Consider the following 16,707-nt stretch of genomic DNA (forward strand, 5'->3'; position numbering starts at 1 on the left):
ACCAGCCTTGTCGATCACGATGGGGAGTTATTCGATCCGATCCCGTTTGACACTGGCGCATCTGTCGAACTGCCCGTCGTGTTACTGGTTGATGCAGCCGTGGTATTCGTTGCCGTATCATTCCCTGTTCCAGTACCCGATACCCCATTGCCTGTTGAATTGATCGTCGAATTGCCAGAACTGCTGGTTGCATTTCCGGTATCATTCGAAGCACTATTTGGCCAACCCGGTATCGTCAATCCGGATGGCAATGTCAAAGGTGCATGATCATACGCAATGGTCGCATGTGCGGACATGACGACGTCCATCGCCTGAATGATCTCGGACGCCAGTTTGGCGGAAGCTCCAGTTCCACCCATACGGCTGATGACACTCTTCGGCAAGGGCACGATCGTATGAACATCTTCTGCCGTCAGCACAGGATCCCCGTTCTGTAACGAAACGTGAAGCGTAACGGTCGTGGCGATTTGTTCCGCTACTTGTTTGATCAAAGTCTGGGGCACGGTTGACGTATTCAACGCCGAGGATAAGAATCCCTGGATAAACGGTCCATAATAGTCCGCCGCAATTGGAGATTTGAGTTGCCCGCTGAAAAGGTCTTCGCCGACGCCCTTCTTATACTTCACATCCTGTAACGTGCCCGTCGTAAACACGGGAATCTGCACACTTTCAGGGGTCATCCATCCGTAGTTCGATTGTTTCGACCAAGCGCTGGAGCCATCGTTGACATATACATCATTATTGTAATTGACATACGACCACGTTCCTTCAGTGTTCGCAAAACTGCTGCCTTGCTCTCCCTCGACCAAGGTGGACTGTGCAATGGCGGCACTCTGGCCATTGACAGTGCCTACGTCATACGTGCTTGTGTAACGCTCATATTGATTCGCTTGCGACTGTAAAGCTGAAATGAGGGACGCGTTGGATCTCCACTTCGGAGCTACTTGGAATTGCAGGCGATCTGTCTCTACGCAAGTGGTCTGGCTGAAACTCGCATCGTCGTAGCTGGCCAGCGCACCCGAAAACTCTTTATGCTGTGCTGCCGAAAGCGTCCAAGAACCTGGAATAGACGCAATGGAGGAAGCTAAGGTCTTTAACTTCGCGATGAACTGTTTTCCTGCCGCAAACGTCAGATTTCCGGAAGCTGTTGCGACCAGCCCTTGACTGACCGCCCATGTCGCTGGTTGCTGTCCAGCGAGATCCATGTGGTAATATTTAGCCGCCACGTTGGCTGCAAACGCCGCCGAAACAGCATCCGATACACCAAACTTCGTCCTGTCATCCGGCGTGACCAACCCCAATTCCATGGATTTGTGCACATATCCCCAAAGAGCCGCTTTGGATGACACGTCCTGAAACGTCGACTTACCGGATGAATCGGGCTTTACGTTGACCGATTCTAAAAATATCGTTAAAAACTGGCCCTTCGTTAAGAAGCTTTGAGCCGAGACCGGCTCCGCCATTGCGGCAATCGGCAGCGCCGCAATGGCGATCGCGGCCATCGACGAGCAGATCAAATTCGTTTTTGCAGACACATGTGGTCCCCCCGAGTAAGCTTCTCATTGTGACAATCACCATTGTGACAATCACCATTCCCTGGCTACCCGATTCTACCACAACTTCCATCAAAATTGGAAGAAGTCATAACATTCTTGTCAAAATTCGACGACACTCCAGAAGGCCAGTTTGGCATCGTGATTCACGTCAAATAGGAGCGGCCAGTCCTTACGCCCGCGAACAGGGAAATTGTCACGCCATGTGTCATCGTCGGCTATCCCCCAGAACGTGACGCTCTCAATGACATCGGCCCGATCGCGCAACAGCGAAAACAGGTCGCCATAGCGCTTGGCCAAACGTCTCGCGAGTACGTCATCATAAGGCAGCATCGCTTTTGACTGTCCGCCTGTACCATGAACATTGCCATAGACGCTCACGTCGAGTTCTGTAATGTGAAGGCGGACACCGAGTGAAGCGTAACGGTCGATGGCGCGTTCGATCTCACCAAGCGCCGGATCGTCCAGCATCCAATGGCCTTGCATACCGATCCCGTGGATGGGAACGCCTTGATCGAGCAGTCCAGCAACGAGTTTGTAAATACGCTCCGATTTGTCGGGTTTTGTTTCGTTATAGTCGTTGTAGAAGAGCAGTGCGCCGGGCGCCACTTGATGCGCGATACGGAAGGCCTTGGCAATATATTCATCGCCCAAGGCTTGCAGCCAGCGACTTTCACGTAAAAATCCTGTATCGTTATCGACGACTGCCTCGTTGACCACGTCCCAACAGCCAATGTCGTTCTTGTATCGATCCAGCACCGTTGCCACATGCTCCTCAAGTCGACGTTCGATAACAGACGCTGCAGCGGGTTGGCCTAAATCGTCCAAAAACACCGACGCCGGCGTTTGATTGTGCCATACCAAGGTATGCCCCCGGACATACATGCCACAATTGCGTGCAAATTCCACCAACGCATCTGCCTTCGCAAATTCGTACCGTCTGTCTTCCGGATGGATTTCTTCCCACTTCATTTCATTCTCTGCAGTCACGCTATGAAAATGCTTGACCAACAAGTCGCGGTGCGTGTGTAGCGACTTCGCATTGACGGCGGCGCCAATGCGAAAATATGGACGATAGCGCTCACCGAGGGACGGAATATTTCGATATATATGGTTCACTGTGTGTCCTCCTCATCATATATCGAGCTAGGAGTAACCGGTTACATCAAAACGTTCACAAAGCAACCGCTTCACCTGGAGCATTGTTCACATTGGAAGCGTTTCAATCATGATCCAAGTCCCCAACGCCACCGTATGATGAAGGCAGATGCGGGAAAGAGGTGCATACGAATGGAACAATCAAGCTACATCGCCACTCGCTGTGTGTACGAGGCCATGCTCCAAACATACAGCCAACAGCGATCTCCCTTTGGCATCCGCTTTGGAACGAACGATCTCGTGCGCAAGCTGTGGAACGGGATTACGCTCCGGAAATGAGCGCAACTATCCATCATGCCTTGTCCAGTCATTGTCCAGTCAGCACCTGCGTGGCGGTTGCAGCGAACATCGCTGATCGACTGCCGCGTTTTGGTGTATCCACCTGGATGAACATCCAAACCTCTGCAAAACTGTTTGTCTCCTAACTGCTGCAGTAAGGCTACTCAAATTCGCCGATTTAGGATTGACTTATATTGCCATATCGCGGTACCGTGTTGATGCGCAGGATCCACGCGCGCAATGACACTTCACAATGGATAGGAAGATTACATTGAGTACCATGTCAGCATCGGCACGACTCGATGAGCTGTTAGGACACGAACAAAAACGAAAAGCCCCAGGCTGGATAGGGGATGCGATTTACGGCGTCAACGACGGGTTGGGTGCTATCTTCGGCATTATCGCTGGCGTGGCGGGTTACACGCCAAACAGCCATACCATTCTCGTCTCCGGATTCTTCGGTGCTCTCGCCAGCACGTTGTCAATGGGTGCAGGTGCTTGGTTGGCCACCAAATCGGAAAACGAGTTGATGGAAAAGGCGATTCACGAAGCCAAAGAAAGCATCCAGCAGCACCGTGACAAAGAAATCGAGATCCTCTCGTTGATTTACGAGACAAAGGGTTTTACGGCCGACGAAGCAAATGAAATTGCACACCGGATTGCAGAAGATGACGAACTGTTCGTAAAGACCATGGCGCAAGAGAAACACGGCGTTCACGAAGCGAGCCGCGGAAACGTCTGGGGTTCGGCGATTTCTGGAGCCATCTCGACGTTTATCGGTGGTATTGTCCCACTCATCCCTTTTTTCATCATGCGCGGTATTGGCGCCGTGATTGCCGCGGCCATCGTCAGCCTGCTCGCACACTTTGTCGTCGGTGCACTCAAAAGTCTTGTCACCGTTCGGTCCTGGTGGTCCAGTGGCATCGAAATGACATTTGCCGGCGTGATCGTAGGCGTCATCTCCTACTTGCTTGGCATGTTCGGAAGCCACATCTTATAGATAATCGACACGCCAAACACGGCACTCAACCAGGCGGGTAGAGCATCTGCCCGATGCTGCCCGCATAGTTGATTCGCGGACGCCAACCACGCATCGGCTCTGTCAGATACACGGTCAACATCTGCCTTGCAAGCGAAGACCAAGCCTAGCGCGCTATCACCCCCGACCGCCCCGCTAAATCGATTTGGTGGAACACACGACCAGTATACAGCATGAACTCAATATAAGGATAGAGTCATCACACGATCTCGACCGAAAGCTAATTCTTCCGTGCGATCGCCTGGAGGCCAGTCCCTTTCATCTATATGAACTTTCCCGCCGCAAACCTAGTCTTTAGGTGTGATACTCAAGATCAGGGGGAAACCAGCGTGTCACATGCCATCATGTCGTTTTTGCAAGCGTCAGGATACCTCGGCGTATTTATCACCATGGCGTTGGAAAGTGCGTGTGTCCCTCTGCCTAGCGAACTCATCATGCCGTTTGCGGGGTATCTCGCTGGATTGGGACATCTGCAATTTTGGGGCGTAGTTGCCTGCGGTACCTTTGGCAATGTGCTCGGCGCGTCGATCGCGTACTCCGTTGGCCGTTACGGCAGCATGCTCGCCATCATGCGTTATGCTCGTCTGACCCGGCTTTCCGAGGGCCATCTTCAACTCGCGCAGCGGTGGTTCGCCGGACGCGGTAAGGCAGCCATTTTGGTCGCTCGCATGCTGCCCATCGTACGGACATTCATTTCCCTCCCCGCAGGTGTCTCCCGCATGCCCGCCCGTCCCTTTGTTGCCTACACGCTCATTGGCTCCTTCCCATGGGTGTACATGCTGACCTACGCTGGCAGCTTTCTCGGTAAGCGCTGGTTTGCGATCACGCACGAAATTCATGCCTTCACGTTTGGCACGATTGCCTTGGTCGCACTATGGGCCATACTCTCTTTGAGCAGGCGGTTCGTAAGAGGGCTGCCCCCCAATTCATAACGCTTCACAATGGATCCCCACGGCGAAAATCGGCGATCGCTTCCCGGATGAGCTCCAAGTCGAAGCGTGCAGGAAGTTGCACCTGTACGACGTAGGTGTCACTTCCGAATTCCTTAATGGAGACGCTTGCTTGTCCCCCTGTCACCTCCGCAAGCCGCTGCTCAAATGCTCGAAAGGGCGTGGTATATGGCAAAGGTACGACACAAAGCTTGTTGCCTACATTAGCGCCGACCGTGATCGCAGAACCGATAACCGATGAATTGGGCAAAATACGGCGAATACCGCCTTCCTGGAGGATCGTGTGATACCAGTTAATATCGACGACGGTTCCACTGTATTCGATGCCGCCGAATAGATACGTCCGCACACTCACATACTGACCAATTTGGAATGGACGAAGCGTGAACAGCACCATGCTCGCGATGAGATTGGCGAGCGTCGACTGCGCACCAACGCCGACGATGACGCCGGTCACCGCACCACCCACAAGGATGCTTCCAATCTTCACCTGCACCAAATGTAATCCGACCATCAGGACAAAGGCGTAACCGACCCCGGAGATGACGCGATCGATCAGGCTTTGCACCCGCACGTCCGCACTCGTGTGAACACGCGTGACGTAAGAAATCGTTCGTCGTAACTGGCGAATCAACAACACGCCCACGACGAACCAGATGATGGCCAATCCCCATTGGATGGACTCTCGCTCGACCTCCGGCAAAAGGCGCATCCGCGCTGAATCGCGTGCGACCGAAAAGACGATGGCAACCAGCACTAACAATACAAATAACGCGATAAAACGCCGCCATGTTGCGGCCTGTCTTTGCTCTCGCTGCCCCATTTCAGCACCTCTTTATTCAGGCAAGAAAGGGGCGAGCCTACCGCGCCCGCGGCTCTTGGCTCGCCCACTTGAATGATAATCCGTTCCGGTTGGCTTCTCAATGGAGCATTAGTGACTTTGTTCTGGCACGAGATAAGCGGCCGACGTCTTCCAACTCGCAGGAATAGCCGTACTCGTCCACCCGCTTTTCGGCATGAACGGCTCGTGATGCTCGTTAAAATACGCATCGATCATCTGACGCGCGATCACAGCCGAGAACTGCGCCCCGTAGCCGCCGCCTGGCGCCATCACGGCGACAGCCACCAAAGGGTGGTTGAGTGGCGCATAGCAGATAAAGACCGAGTTGTCTGTCGGCTTGCCGTTGATATAAATCTGCGCAGTCCCCGTCTTGCCCGCCGCCTGGTAGTGAGCGCCCATGAATGCATAGTACGCGGTTCCGCTTGGATTCGATGTCACGCCATACATGCCCTGTTGAATGAGATGCCACTGCCAAGGATCTCCCTTGACCTGCCCAACGACTTGAGTTTTAAACGACTGTAAGGGCTTTGCCCCAGACTTCGGTGTCGCGTCGGGGCCAAAGACGTTTTCCAACAGGTGCGGCTTGAGGCGCAGCCCCTGATCAGCCAAGGTCATCGCATAGTCCGCCAATTCCATCGGCGTAAACATCTGCGATTGACCGATGGCCGCATCGGCCAGACTTGCGGGAGATCCATAGTTTACATACTGTCCAGTCTTCGCAATCGACTGCTCGCTCGCCTTCAAATCATAAGGGACCTGTATGTTGCCTTTACGATAGTCTTCAATATAGAACTTTCCTGACGCTTCATACGGCAGATCGATACCCGTCGGAAGCCCGAGACCGAAATTCTCCTCTCCCTGAAATAGCCCGTTGATCCCTTTTGCAAAGTCCGTATCGAGATAGTTTTGGTAATTACCATCCGAGCTCGGATACCCCCCGCCGCTCGTCGTGGTGCTGCCAAACCATTTACCCAAATGGAGACCGACCTCATAAAAGAACACATCACTCGATACGGTGATGGCTTCGATCGGATTGACGAGGCCAAACACGAATCCTTCATCTTCATTCTTGCGTTGCGTCCCAATGTAAATATACCCGTCGTCTTCAATCAATGTCTTCGGGGTAACAACGCCTGCCTTCAGGGCTGTCAGCATATTCGCCGGCTTGACCGTCGATCCCGGATAATTATAGGTGTCAATCGCATTGTTCAACTGCGCACCCGAATTCTCCAAGTAGTTAACGTGGTGGACATACGATCCATTCGTATACCAATTGGGGTCCAGGTAAGGATAGCTGACCATCGCGATCACGCCACCCGTTTTCACGTTGAGCATCACTGCCGCAGCGTCCGTAATGTTATTTTTATTGGCACTGTTACTGTCGATCATGTTTTGCATAATCATCTGCGCTTCGGCCTGTTCGCGCCCATCGAGCGTCAGTTGAATGTTATCTCCGTCAACAGGTGCAATCTCACCCACGCTCCCCACCGCGTTACCCGCGCTGTCGATGGTGACAAGATCATATCCAGGTTTGCCTTGCAACATATGTTCGTACTCGTACTCGATGCCTGTTTCTCCAACCTTTTGACTATATAAGTAGCCTTTGTACTGGCTGGCGTTTTGGGCGGTGATCGCGCCTACATAACCAAGTACCTGCCCGGCGAGATCGCCATATGGATACTGGCGTTGGTAGTCCTGTACAACCTGTACGCCAGGCAGTTCAGTCTGATGTTCGACCACAAACGCAACCTGTGCATCTGTTACATTCGACGCCAGGGTGACCTGCAAAGCACCCGGTTGACTTTGCATAACTTGATACAATGAATTTGGCGTCGTCTCCAATACCGGCGCTAGAATCGCAGCCAGTTGATGCATTTGAGCGTCGGTCATCGGCGTATATCGATCCAACTCAATTGCGAGAACGGGCTTATCCCATGCCAACACCTGACCGTTCGCGTCGTAAATCCATCCTCGTTGCGGGAGAATAGGCACCCGGGCATACTGGGTGGTCATCTCAGACTGACGGAACGTCTTGCCTTGTGCGACCTGAACATAGGCCATGCGTAAAATGAGCGATGAAAACGAAAGAAATACGAGACCATACACGACGCGTACACGAAATGTCCGACGTTTTCCGATGGTTTGTCTGTCGGACGCCACATTCTTGGGTCGGCTTTTCCTCTTCCGCAGTTTCACGCGCTTCATCCCTACTCCATGATGTTAAACACTCGAAACGACTCGTCAGGCTGGCCGTAAGTTCAACCTCTCTGCCAACTGTCACAATTTGAACAAATGTGCGAGGCCGGTCGAAAAATTCGACAACGTGTCGGAAACCTGTAGTATGGTATCCGGGGAATTTCGGGTAGAATTGATATAGTGAAGTGTACGAGCCTGCTTTCGGAAGGCTTGATCAAACGTATAGGAGTTTTGCCATGGTGCAGACGTCTGTGCCGATGACAGAAGACCGCCCGTCTGACGCTCAAACGTACTATGGTGACGCGCTGGCCAGATGGTGTGTCTACGCTCTCGGCGCATTTGCAATCGTCAACCAAGGGCTTGACATTTCTGTCTTGTCCGGGTTAGGAAATCTATGGGGAAGCATCGCAATAGCGTGCTTGGCGTCCATCGCTCTGGTCCGGGTTGCATATGGATTGCGCCGTCAAGGTTTTCGCTGGAGTCGCTACGCAGGTTGGTATATCCTGTACTGTGGAACGCTGATTCTGTATGGTTTGAAACACCCCGTACTCGCGTTTGACGGATTCAGTGTCGATGTCGAGTATATTGTTGTCGCCCTGTTGCTGCCCTGGGTCGTGGAATCGAGGGACGTGCTGCGACTATTGTATGGCGTGATCGCGGCATCGATGCTACTTGGGGTGGACGGTCTGTTTCAATACGCCATCAAAGTGCCGATTCCGGGCAACTGGCTGGATGTCGGCGAAGTGGTCCGGACGCGGGTCTTTTCGGTCATGAAGTCACCAGCCGAATACGGTGCCAATTTGGAGATGACCATCCCCATGATGTTTGGGCTGCTGGCCGTCGATCGCCATCCTGTTCGGCGTATTGTCTACGTCGCCGGCGGTGTTTGTTCACTGGCCGCTTTATTTTTCACGTACGATCGCGGCTCATGGCTCGGTCTGGGTGCAGCCGTCCTTATTGTGGCGGTTGTTTATGAGCGACGCCTGTTGCCGATCCTGGTGGTACTGGGGGTCATCGCCTTTTTCATTCCGTCCATCCACACGCGTGTGATGGATTTGTTCAACCCAGTATACGCGGTCAAGTCGTCGGCCGGGGGACGAATGTTGCTCTGGCAACAAGCGTTCGACACGATGGCGAAAAACCCGCTGTTTGGAGCAGGACTGGGCCAATATGGCGGCTACGTGGCGACCTCGCACAGTCTATCGTCGTTTTCGGACAACTACTACGCGAAGGTTCTCGGTGAAACGGGGCTTATCGGCCTCGTCCTGTTCATTGCGATGCACGTCGCGATTCTCCGCGAGATCGCAACGACAGTCGTGCGGAGAGCGAAGGGGCGCGATCGCTTTCTGGCCTTGGCGGGATTGACCAGCATCATGGCGGCCTTGGTTCATAGCTTTGTCGAGAACCTGTTCGAGTACAATTACACCGCTAGCCTCTATTTCATCATTGTCGGACTTATCCTGCTATGGGGACGCACCTTGCCGGAAACATCCGCAGAGACGCCCGGCAGAAAGCGAGGAACTTTGAAATGACGCTGTTATATGCGTTGTTTAATACATTCTATGGGGCTCTCAAACTGATCACGGGCATCGTGGCCGTGTATCAGCTTGTCTTGTCCTTGTACGGGCTGTGGCACCGCAAACAGGTCGTCAGCCATGCGCCGAAGAAGCGGTTTGCGGTGATCATTCCGGCGCATAACGAAGAGCGCGTGGTTGGTCCGTTGATCGACAGCATTAAGGAACAGACCTACCCGAAGCATCTGTACGAAATTCACTTAATTGCCGACAACTGCACCGATCACACGGCTGATGTGGCACGGATGCACGGCGCGACTGTGCACCTGCGTGAGAATGCGTCTGACCAGGGGAAGGGTTACGCGATCGAATGGATGCTCAACCGCCTGAAAAAGATGGAGGCGGAGTATGACGCGATTGTCATGTTCGACGCAGACAACTTGGTCGATCCAGAATTTTTAGCCATGATGAACGACCATCTCTGTCGCGGTGAACGTGTCATCCAGGGCTACCTGGACACGAAAAATCCTTTCGATACTTGGATCAGCGTTTCGCTCGCCATTTCCTATTGGTTCGACAACCGCCTGTGGCAGCATGCGCGGCGCAAGCTCGGCCTTTCCTGCACGCTTGGCGGCACCGGGTTATGCATTGATTACACCCTGCTGCAGGAAATGGGTTGGAAGGCGACAGGCCTCACCGAGGATTTGGAGTTTGGTATTCGCTGTGTGCGCCGTGGCATTATCCCTGTATGGGCGCACGACGCGAAGGTATACGACGAGAAGCCGACAGGGTTTCACGCCTCGTTCCGGCAGCGTCTGCGCTGGCAGCAAGGCCATTTCCAGTGCGCGAAGGAACATATGATGCCCATGCTCATTCAGGGGATTCGCGAGAGAAATCTAGCTAAGATCGACATGGCCGTATATCTTTTCCAACCCATGCGATCGATGCTTTTGTTTGTCGGCGCGATGCTGATGTTCGCCATGCAGTATGCTGCGCCTGAACCGACAGGTGCGGTCAGTGTGGCCGCAACCTTTGCCACAAATTTGTGGGTCGCCGTCAACCTGCTTTTGTTCTTGGAAATCCCACTTGCGCTCATTCTTGAACGCGTAAATTGGCGTGCGTACTTTGGGCTGGCACTGCTTCCGTTCTTCCTGTGGACCTGGGGACCTGTCACATTGCAAGCCTACTTCACACGAAGCAACCGCAAATGGTACCATACGGTGCATAAACGGGCGATCCGCCTGGATCAATTGCGGGAGCGCTAATCCGCCCGATGCCATAGGGGGCGCACGATGGACGAAGATCGGCAAAAACCTGGGTCTCATCATCCTCACATCGAATCGTTGGTCGAAACAGAAGTTGAACAATGGGCGCGGTACGCCATGCGGGTGCCGCGCACGTCATTTTTCCTCGCCATTTGTGTTATCGGGGCACTGCTTACTGCGCTCTCCCTCACACTGCATATCCTGCCATGGTGGACCGTTGTAGGCGTGACTGGCATACTTATCATTCCACTCATTGCATCGGTGCTGCGCAAGCACCATGTCTGGACACGCAGGATGGCGCTGACCACCATCACTGTGCTAACCACTGGGCTTTTGATTAGTGTGTTTTACCTCGTCGTCGCGCTATTCCACCATACGGAATCCGCGCTCTCCCTTTTCCGGGACGCCATACTTCTCTGGACGACAAACGTTCTTATATTTGCGGTATGGTACTGGGAAGTGGACCAAGGGGGGCCGTTGAAGCGTCACGCCGGCGTACCAGAGGCTCCTGACCTTCTGTTTCCGCAGATGATATCGGACATTTCATATTGGCAGAATTGGCATCCCGCGTTTGTGGATTATCTGTTCCTCGCCTTCAATACAAGCACGGCCTTCAGCCCCACCGACACAGCGGCCTTATCACAACGCATCAAAGTGTTGATGATGACACAATCGTCGATCTCGCTGGTGGTTGTCGCCGTGATCGCGGCAAGAGCCATCAATATTGCCTAATGGCCTAGGACGATGACTGTAATATCGAGGTGGTCAAGATGCTGAAATAAATCTCTCTGTTCCGGCCGGAACCTTCCCCTGACTGGGTGTGAAATCGACGGAAAATATAACTGGTGGCAAGACTTCGAGGACTCTCTCCTTGCCCTTCTGCAACCTCAAAGCAGGCTGAAACACGAGTCCGTGTTGAATACTTTCCGGCCGAACGGACAGCTTGTACAACAGGGTGATTTCCTTTCCCGGCTGCACCATCACAGGTGCTTGAAAGGCAAGTGTGCGATTTGGTCGCGGTGCCTGCAGTGCCTGGCGCGAATAATGAATATCCCCTATCCAATCGTCGCCAGCCTGTTCAAACCCCAATATGGATACCGGATCGTTTGTGTTGTTTGTAAGCGTCATCGCGAGCCATTGATTCGACCACACCATTGCGCCTGACGCGCCACCAGTATACGTGTCGACGCCGAGCCAAGTTGCAGAATGCGGAACAACACGACACGTTACCGTACCATAGGGTAGTATTCGCTGCCAAAGATTTGTAGACACATAAAAATTCAGTCTTTGATTGTACAGGCTGTGTGATGGCTTAAAGTTAAACACAAAGTGATAGACGCTATAAGAGCGGCCTTTATCTTTTGAACCTATTGGTTCCCGCCAAAAGCTTCCTAGCGTAACGCCTCCTGTTTGATTCAGTAAACGAGCGCTGGTCAAAGACGCTGAATCTGTCGTCCACACGTCGTATCTGAACGTTAAGGGGTGAGAGCGATCCACGATAGCATTCACACGCCAGCCACCGCCTGCCCACCAACGCGAGCTGTTGGTCGCGGCATGCCGGGAGACTGGTTGTCGAGACCCTATGGCGCCAACACCGAATAGTATGGCGACGGCCACAATCATGGTAATTCCCCAGATTCGACGCATCAACTCACCCGTTCTGTCGAAGTTGTTCTATCACAATGAGGGTTACAGCCACTTGATCAGTTCAATTTCGTCGTGTATGGGTATACCTTGATATCCGATCACCGGAATCGACGGCTTTTGAACTCTCGCCTCGTCGATTGCCCCGAGATAGACTGCGGTGATACGGTAACCTCGACGCTGGTAAAAGCGAAGCGCTTGCAGATTGTCGTTCGACGTTATCAACTCGACGGCTTCGCACCCAGCCGTTCTGGCCCTTTCTTCGACGTCTCGCAGTAGTGCGCTGCCGACCCCAGTTCCCTCGGTTATGGCGTTGATGCTTAGCAACTCGCATTTGTTCCCATGTTGCACGTACGTTGCGGCACCTACACGGTTGCCATTCCGAATGGCAATGACAGCTGCAACATCCCGGAGGAAATAGACCTTTCCTTTGGAGATCATCGTGTCACCGCCCCACTCGCGAATCCATACGTCGTATAACCAAGCCCAATCTTCAGCCGATTTAGGCTCCTTGATGCGTGTATCTGTAGTGGCCACGTTCATACACCCCTTCTCGGGCGGTGGTTTCCATGAAAACATACGCAACAAAAAAGAACTCGTCAACAGAAAAATCTCTGCCAACGAGTCCTCGCAACAGTTTGGTGTCGAGAGCGGGACTTGAACCCGCACGGGTTTCCCCACACGCCCCTCAAACGTGCGCGTCTGCCAATTCCGCCATCCCGACATGCGATGTAAAGCGAATCAACGTTTTTGATTATACTGGCCGAGACTCCATTTGTCAAGGACAATACGCCATTTGATTTCACACGCTGGAAAACAGTCGGTTGCCGACGATGACTAAGGACTTTTTTGCGACCTGTCTGCGTCAAAATATCGAAACATATATCCATAAAGCAGTGACGAGACTAATTGCAAGCCACCGGCAAGCAGAAAAGGTAATGCGAAACTGCCACTGTCCAGGAGCGCTCCTGAAAGGGACGGACCGATAGCAGACGCTAGGCGCGTGAAAAACGAGTTTATGCTCAATGAAAAACCGCGTCGCTGATCCCTGGTTACACTACTTCCAAGAGCCGAGCGAGTACCTTGCGTACCGCGGCTCAGTGCGGAGCGGATCGTATACACTGCCGATGCCAGCCAGAATGTCGGCATGAGTGGTAGAATGAGCATGAATACAACGCCGGCCAAGCGCAGCCAAACGACGGATCGCACCATGCCAAACCGCTCTGCAGCTATTCCTGAGAACATAGCTGCAAGCCCTGTGACAACAAAGGAACCGGCAAGTGTAACACCAATTTGTGCGGAATCTGCACCAAACCGCGCCGCAAACCAGTATGTCACCATCGGTCCGACAAAACCCACGCCAAGACCATTTAGCAAATTGACAAAGGCCAGCTTGGCCATGTTGCGATTTTCCTGGCGACGAACATCGCGTTCCAAGATTTGTTCAGTGGCCTTTGAATCTAGGGGTTCAGCGTTTGCATGGTCTTTCGATCCCCGGCGTTGCGGAGCCTTTCCGCCGGGAGCACGTGCAATCACCATGGCACAACCTAGCGATATCACGCACAAGCCAAAAAAGAGAGGTCGGTACGCGGCAGCTCCAGCCAGCGAATGCATCCACAGGCGCGGCAGGCCACCAAGAACAGCTCCCAAGGCCATACCGAAAAAGCCTAAGGCCGTATTTGTACTAAACACTTTGCTTCGCCGTTCGCGTGCTACCCCGCTCGCCAACCACGCTTGCTCTGCCGGTGTAAATGGCCCGGCAGCGCCATTCTGCCCCCTGCCGAAGCCGGTGAGGACGATGGCCACAGCAAGTATGTACGGATTCCTGCACAATCCAATGACAAGCGCTGCACAGGCTGTCATGCACTCGTAGGCAAACAGAAACGGTTTGCGACCAACTCGATCACTCAGCACACCCACGAGCAGAATGAGCGCCGCTCCACACACGCCCGCAGCCGACATGACGCCTCCAATTTCCGCCGCCGACCATTGTAAATCCCGCAAATACAGTGTCATATCGACAATCGCAACGCCTTGTGCCACGCTTCGGAGCGCGCGAGCCGTCTGTAAATAGCGTACCGTCGATGACCCATTCGCCGCCAATTATCTTCACCTAGGTTCTTGTCAGGATGTCGTCGAATTTGCCGACGAGATCGTCTTCCATGCAGGATTGCGGCCATAAATCTTACGGTACAATTCATAATTGTAAAAGACGCGATCGACAAAGTGCCTCGTCTCGCCAACGGGGATCTCATCGATGTCATCCAGCTTACCGTTCCACACGCCGGCCTTTAACCATGTGGAGACGCGGCGTGGACCAGCGTTGTACGCGGCTATGGCCGCCACTTCGTTGCCCTGAAACTGCTGTATCAAGCTCTTCACGTACCAACTGCCAATCAAAATGTTGTATTCTGGGCTGGCCAACTTCTTCGCGTCCTTGGGCAACCGATTCACAGCTGCCCCGGAACCTGTTGTTTGATTGCGGATCATCTCTGCAATCCACTCTGCCGTCTGCGGCATCAACTGCATAAGTCCCACGGCCCCAGCATGTGACACGTCCTGAGTGTGAAATTTACTCTCAACTCGGATTACACTTGCAATCAGCAGTGGATCGACATTCGCAGAAGCGGCAGCCTGTTGGATGTTCTTTTGATAGTGAATCGGGTACATCATCCGCCAGAAGGCATTCGTGGAAATCACGACAAGGACTGCAACCAGCAGAACCGCCGCGATTATCGAACGTCGGTTCAGGACAATGAAGCGCGGCCGTCGCCCTTGCGAATCTCGCTCCATACCTGCAACACCTGCTCCCGAGTGTTTTCGATGGATCCGTCGTTGTCAATCACATAAGTCGCCAATTTGCACTTCTCTGCGAGCGGCATCTGCGCATGAATGCGTGCCAGCGCGGCGGATCGATCCAACCCGTCGCGCGCGATCACGCGATGGATCTGCGTTTCGAGGCTCGCGTAGACCACAATCGTCGCATCGACGAACCGCTTCGCCGTTCCTTCAAAGAGCAGTGGAACGTCCCAAATCACGGCTTCTCCAGGGTGCTTGATCCAGTATGCATGGGTTTCCTCCAACATGCCGCGCTGAACCCGCGGGTGCGTAATGGCGTTGAGCCGCATACGCTTCGTGGCGTCTTGAAAGACAATGGCTCCGAGCTGCTTGCGATTGAGTGAACCGTCTGGCAACAACACCTCTTGCCCAAACTCGCGCACGATTTCCGCAAGACCGTCGCTGCCAACCTCGACTACGCGCCGCGCCCAAACGTCTGCATCCACGACATAGGCACCGAGATCGCGCAGCATCGCGGTCACCGTGCTCTTGCCGCTGCCGATCCCGCCCGTCAAACCGATGATTCGCCCTTTCATCGACCCACCTCTCGCTCTGGCTTCGCTGCGACCCTTGAAGTGCGACCGGGGCGCTGGCAATGCGGGCAGTAATGAGTGCCCCTCCCGCCGATGCGGATTCGCTGAATTTCGCGGCCGCATTGGCAGCAAGGTTCTCCTGTTCGTCCATATACGTTCAATTGAATCTGAAAGCCTCCATGTCGCCCATAGCCGTCCTGATACGTGCGAATGGACGATCCTCCCGCGTCAATCGCTCTCCCCAGCACATCCCGTACGGCCGCCAACAACCTGATAAGCCGCTTGGGGCCGATGCGATTGGCCGGTTCCAAGGGATGGATGCCGCTCAAAAACAGCGCCTCGTCCACGTAAATGTTGCCAAGCCCCGCAATGACCGTCTGATCGAGCAACACAGCCTTCACCGGAGCTGTTCGCTTTGCGAGCGAACGACGTAAAGCGGCTGGCGTCAGGCTCGGATCAAAAGGCTCAGGTCCGAGCGCCCGTAGCCCACTGGGCCACGACTCGTCCGGCAGCAGCAAGTCCATTGTCCCAAACTGCCGCACGTCGCGATACCTGAGATCTCGTCCGCTCGCGAGTCGAAAGATGACATGCGAATGCAAAGCCACAGGCTCACCGGTTGGGACGACTCGATACTGGCCCTCCATCCGAAGATGCGAAACGAGCGTGTAGGGAGCCAAGTCGAACAGAAGGTACTTGCCTCTGCGCCCGATGCCACGGATGGTCCGTCCACTCGCGCGATCGACAAATTCCGTCACAGAAGGGTAGCGAATGATCCGGGGTAGCGTGACCTGTACATCGACAATGGTGTCGCCGTTGACCAACTCAGCAAGCCCACGGCGAACTGTCTCCACTTCCGGCAGTTCCGGCATACCGATCCCCTCCCCTTGTGCATTGCAG

At 53.8% G+C, this 16,707-nt stretch carries 16 protein-coding genes and 1 tRNA gene; 6 read left to right on the top strand and 11 right to left on the bottom strand.

Going from position 1 to position 16,707, the window contains the following annotated elements; all coding sequences use genetic code 11:
- Positions 1-14: 14 nt before the first annotated feature.
- Complete coding sequence (locus C7445_RS01310) at positions 15-1,535, bottom strand: hypothetical protein (protein WP_134158229.1); 1,521 nt, start codon at positions 1,533-1,535, stop codon at positions 15-17.
- 120 nt (positions 1,536-1,655) lie between these two features.
- The gene (locus C7445_RS01315) at positions 1,656-2,663 is read right to left on the bottom strand and encodes an endo-1,4-beta-xylanase (protein WP_134158404.1); all 1,008 of its coding nucleotides are present in this window, start codon (positions 2,661-2,663) and stop codon (positions 1,656-1,658) included.
- Between the two features lie 180 nt (positions 2,664-2,843).
- On the opposite strand from C7445_RS01315, the gene C7445_RS14500 reads away from it, so the two are divergent.
- The 3 genes from C7445_RS14500 to C7445_RS01325 all read left to right on the top strand — a co-directional run bounded on the left by C7445_RS14500 (position 2,844) and on the right by C7445_RS01325 (position 4,961).
- The gene (locus tag C7445_RS14500; protein WP_166668935.1) at positions 2,844-2,990 is read left to right on the top strand and encodes a hypothetical protein; all 147 of its coding nucleotides are present in this window, start codon (positions 2,844-2,846) and stop codon (positions 2,988-2,990) included.
- A 280-nt stretch (positions 2,991-3,270) separates the two neighbouring features.
- Positions 3,271-3,990 carry a VIT1/CCC1 transporter family protein gene (locus C7445_RS01320; RefSeq protein WP_243834883.1) on the top strand — a complete coding sequence of 240 codons (720 nt, stop codon included), beginning with the start codon at positions 3,271-3,273 and terminating at the stop codon, positions 3,988-3,990.
- A gap of 368 nt (positions 3,991-4,358) precedes the next feature.
- On the top strand, positions 4,359-4,961 hold the full coding sequence (locus tag C7445_RS01325; protein WP_166668936.1) for a DedA family protein: 603 nt from the start codon (positions 4,359-4,361) through the stop codon (positions 4,959-4,961).
- 4 nt (positions 4,962-4,965) lie between these two features.
- Here C7445_RS01325 and C7445_RS01330 read toward each other — a convergent pair whose 3' ends face one another.
- Both C7445_RS01330 and C7445_RS01335 read right to left on the bottom strand, forming a co-directional pair.
- Positions 4,966-5,802: a mechanosensitive ion channel domain-containing protein gene (locus C7445_RS01330; RefSeq protein WP_166668937.1), complete on the bottom strand. Its 837-nt coding sequence runs from the start codon at positions 5,800-5,802 to the stop codon at positions 4,966-4,968.
- A gap of 108 nt (positions 5,803-5,910) precedes the next feature.
- Entirely contained in the window at positions 5,911-7,881 is a 1,971-nt protein-coding gene (locus C7445_RS01335) for a peptidoglycan D,D-transpeptidase FtsI family protein (RefSeq protein ID WP_424922981.1), read from the bottom strand.
- Between the two features lie 371 nt (positions 7,882-8,252).
- On the opposite strand from C7445_RS01335, the gene C7445_RS01340 reads away from it, so the two are divergent.
- The 3 genes from C7445_RS01340 to C7445_RS01350 are packed head-to-tail and all read left to right on the top strand — an operon-like array spanning position 8,253 to position 11,527.
- A complete protein-coding gene (locus C7445_RS01340; RefSeq protein ID WP_134158233.1) occupies positions 8,253-9,548 on the top strand; it encodes an O-antigen ligase family protein in 1,296 nt (431 codons plus the stop codon).
- A complete protein-coding gene (locus C7445_RS01345; RefSeq protein ID WP_134158234.1) occupies positions 9,545-10,795 on the top strand; it encodes a glycosyltransferase family 2 protein in 1,251 nt (416 codons plus the stop codon). Before C7445_RS01340 ends, C7445_RS01345 begins: the two co-directional genes overlap by 4 nt.
- A 27-nt stretch (positions 10,796-10,822) precedes the next feature.
- Positions 10,823-11,527, top strand: coding sequence for a DUF1345 domain-containing protein (locus C7445_RS01350; RefSeq protein WP_134158235.1), 705 nt, complete (start codon positions 10,823-10,825; stop codon positions 11,525-11,527).
- Between the two features lie 33 nt (positions 11,528-11,560).
- On the opposite strand, the gene C7445_RS01355 is transcribed toward C7445_RS01350, so the two are convergent.
- From C7445_RS01355 to mutM, 7 genes are all read right to left on the bottom strand, one after another.
- Positions 11,561-12,418, bottom strand: coding sequence for a hypothetical protein (locus C7445_RS01355; protein ID WP_134158236.1), 858 nt, complete (start codon positions 12,416-12,418; stop codon positions 11,561-11,563).
- Positions 12,419-12,484: 66 nt separating this feature from the next.
- Positions 12,485-12,976, bottom strand: coding sequence for a GNAT family N-acetyltransferase (locus C7445_RS01360; protein ID WP_424922976.1), 492 nt, complete (start codon positions 12,974-12,976; stop codon positions 12,485-12,487).
- A 102-nt stretch (positions 12,977-13,078) separates the two neighbouring features.
- Positions 13,079-13,163: transfer RNA gene (locus C7445_RS01365), tRNA-Leu, on the bottom strand.
- Between the two features lie 113 nt (positions 13,164-13,276).
- Positions 13,277-14,542, bottom strand: coding sequence for an MFS transporter (locus C7445_RS01370; protein WP_134158238.1), 1,266 nt, complete (start codon positions 14,540-14,542; stop codon positions 13,277-13,279).
- 21 nt (positions 14,543-14,563) lie between these two features.
- The gene (locus C7445_RS01375; protein WP_134158239.1) at positions 14,564-15,232 is read right to left on the bottom strand and encodes a lytic transglycosylase domain-containing protein; all 669 of its coding nucleotides are present in this window, start codon (positions 15,230-15,232) and stop codon (positions 14,564-14,566) included.
- Positions 15,187-15,813, bottom strand: coding sequence for a dephospho-CoA kinase (gene coaE, locus C7445_RS01380; RefSeq protein WP_134158240.1), 627 nt, complete (start codon positions 15,811-15,813; stop codon positions 15,187-15,189). The genes C7445_RS01375 and coaE overlap by 46 nt, the downstream gene beginning before the upstream one ends.
- On the bottom strand, positions 15,810-16,679 hold the full coding sequence (gene mutM, locus C7445_RS01385; protein ID WP_134158241.1) for a bifunctional DNA-formamidopyrimidine glycosylase/DNA-(apurinic or apyrimidinic site) lyase: 870 nt from the start codon (positions 16,677-16,679) through the stop codon (positions 15,810-15,812). Before mutM ends, coaE begins: the two co-directional genes overlap by 4 nt.
- Positions 16,680-16,707: the final 28 nt, after the last annotated feature.

The sequence above is a fragment of the Alicyclobacillus sacchari genome, assembly GCF_004366795.1.
GTDB lineage: Bacteria > Bacillota > Bacilli > Alicyclobacillales > Alicyclobacillaceae > Alicyclobacillus > Alicyclobacillus sacchari.

What these genes read in the sequence shown, in the direction of transcription:
- C7445_RS01330 (WP_166668937.1), bottom strand. Translation starts at nt 5,802, where the DNA reads ATGGGGCAGCGAGAGCAAAGACAGGCCGCAACATGGCGGCGTTTTATC.
- C7445_RS14500 (WP_166668935.1), top strand. Translation starts at nt 2,844, where the DNA reads ATGGAACAATCAAGCTACATCGCCACTCGCTGTGTGTACGAGGCCATG.
- C7445_RS01340 (WP_134158233.1), top strand. Translation starts at nt 8,253, where the DNA reads ATGGTGCAGACGTCTGTGCCGATGACAGAAGACCGCCCGTCTGACGCT.
- C7445_RS01350 (WP_134158235.1), top strand. Translation starts at nt 10,823, where the DNA reads ATGGACGAAGATCGGCAAAAACCTGGGTCTCATCATCCTCACATCGAA.
- C7445_RS01375 (WP_134158239.1), bottom strand. Translation starts at nt 15,232, where the DNA reads ATGGAGCGAGATTCGCAAGGGCGACGGCCGCGCTTCATTGTCCTGAAC.
- coaE (WP_134158240.1), bottom strand. Translation starts at nt 15,813, where the DNA reads ATGAAAGGGCGAATCATCGGTTTGACGGGCGGGATCGGCAGCGGCAAG.
- C7445_RS01335 (WP_424922981.1), bottom strand. Translation starts at nt 7,881, where the DNA reads ATGGCCTATGTTCAGGTCGCACAAGGCAAGACGTTCCGTCAGTCTGAG.
- C7445_RS01355 (WP_134158236.1), bottom strand. Translation starts at nt 12,418, where the DNA reads ATGATTGTGGCCGTCGCCATACTATTCGGTGTTGGCGCCATAGGGTCT.
- C7445_RS01320 (WP_243834883.1), top strand. Translation starts at nt 3,271, where the DNA reads ATGTCAGCATCGGCACGACTCGATGAGCTGTTAGGACACGAACAAAAA.
- mutM (WP_134158241.1), bottom strand. Translation starts at nt 16,679, where the DNA reads ATGCCGGAACTGCCGGAAGTGGAGACAGTTCGCCGTGGGCTTGCTGAG.
- C7445_RS01345 (WP_134158234.1), top strand. Translation starts at nt 9,545, where the DNA reads ATGACGCTGTTATATGCGTTGTTTAATACATTCTATGGGGCTCTCAAA.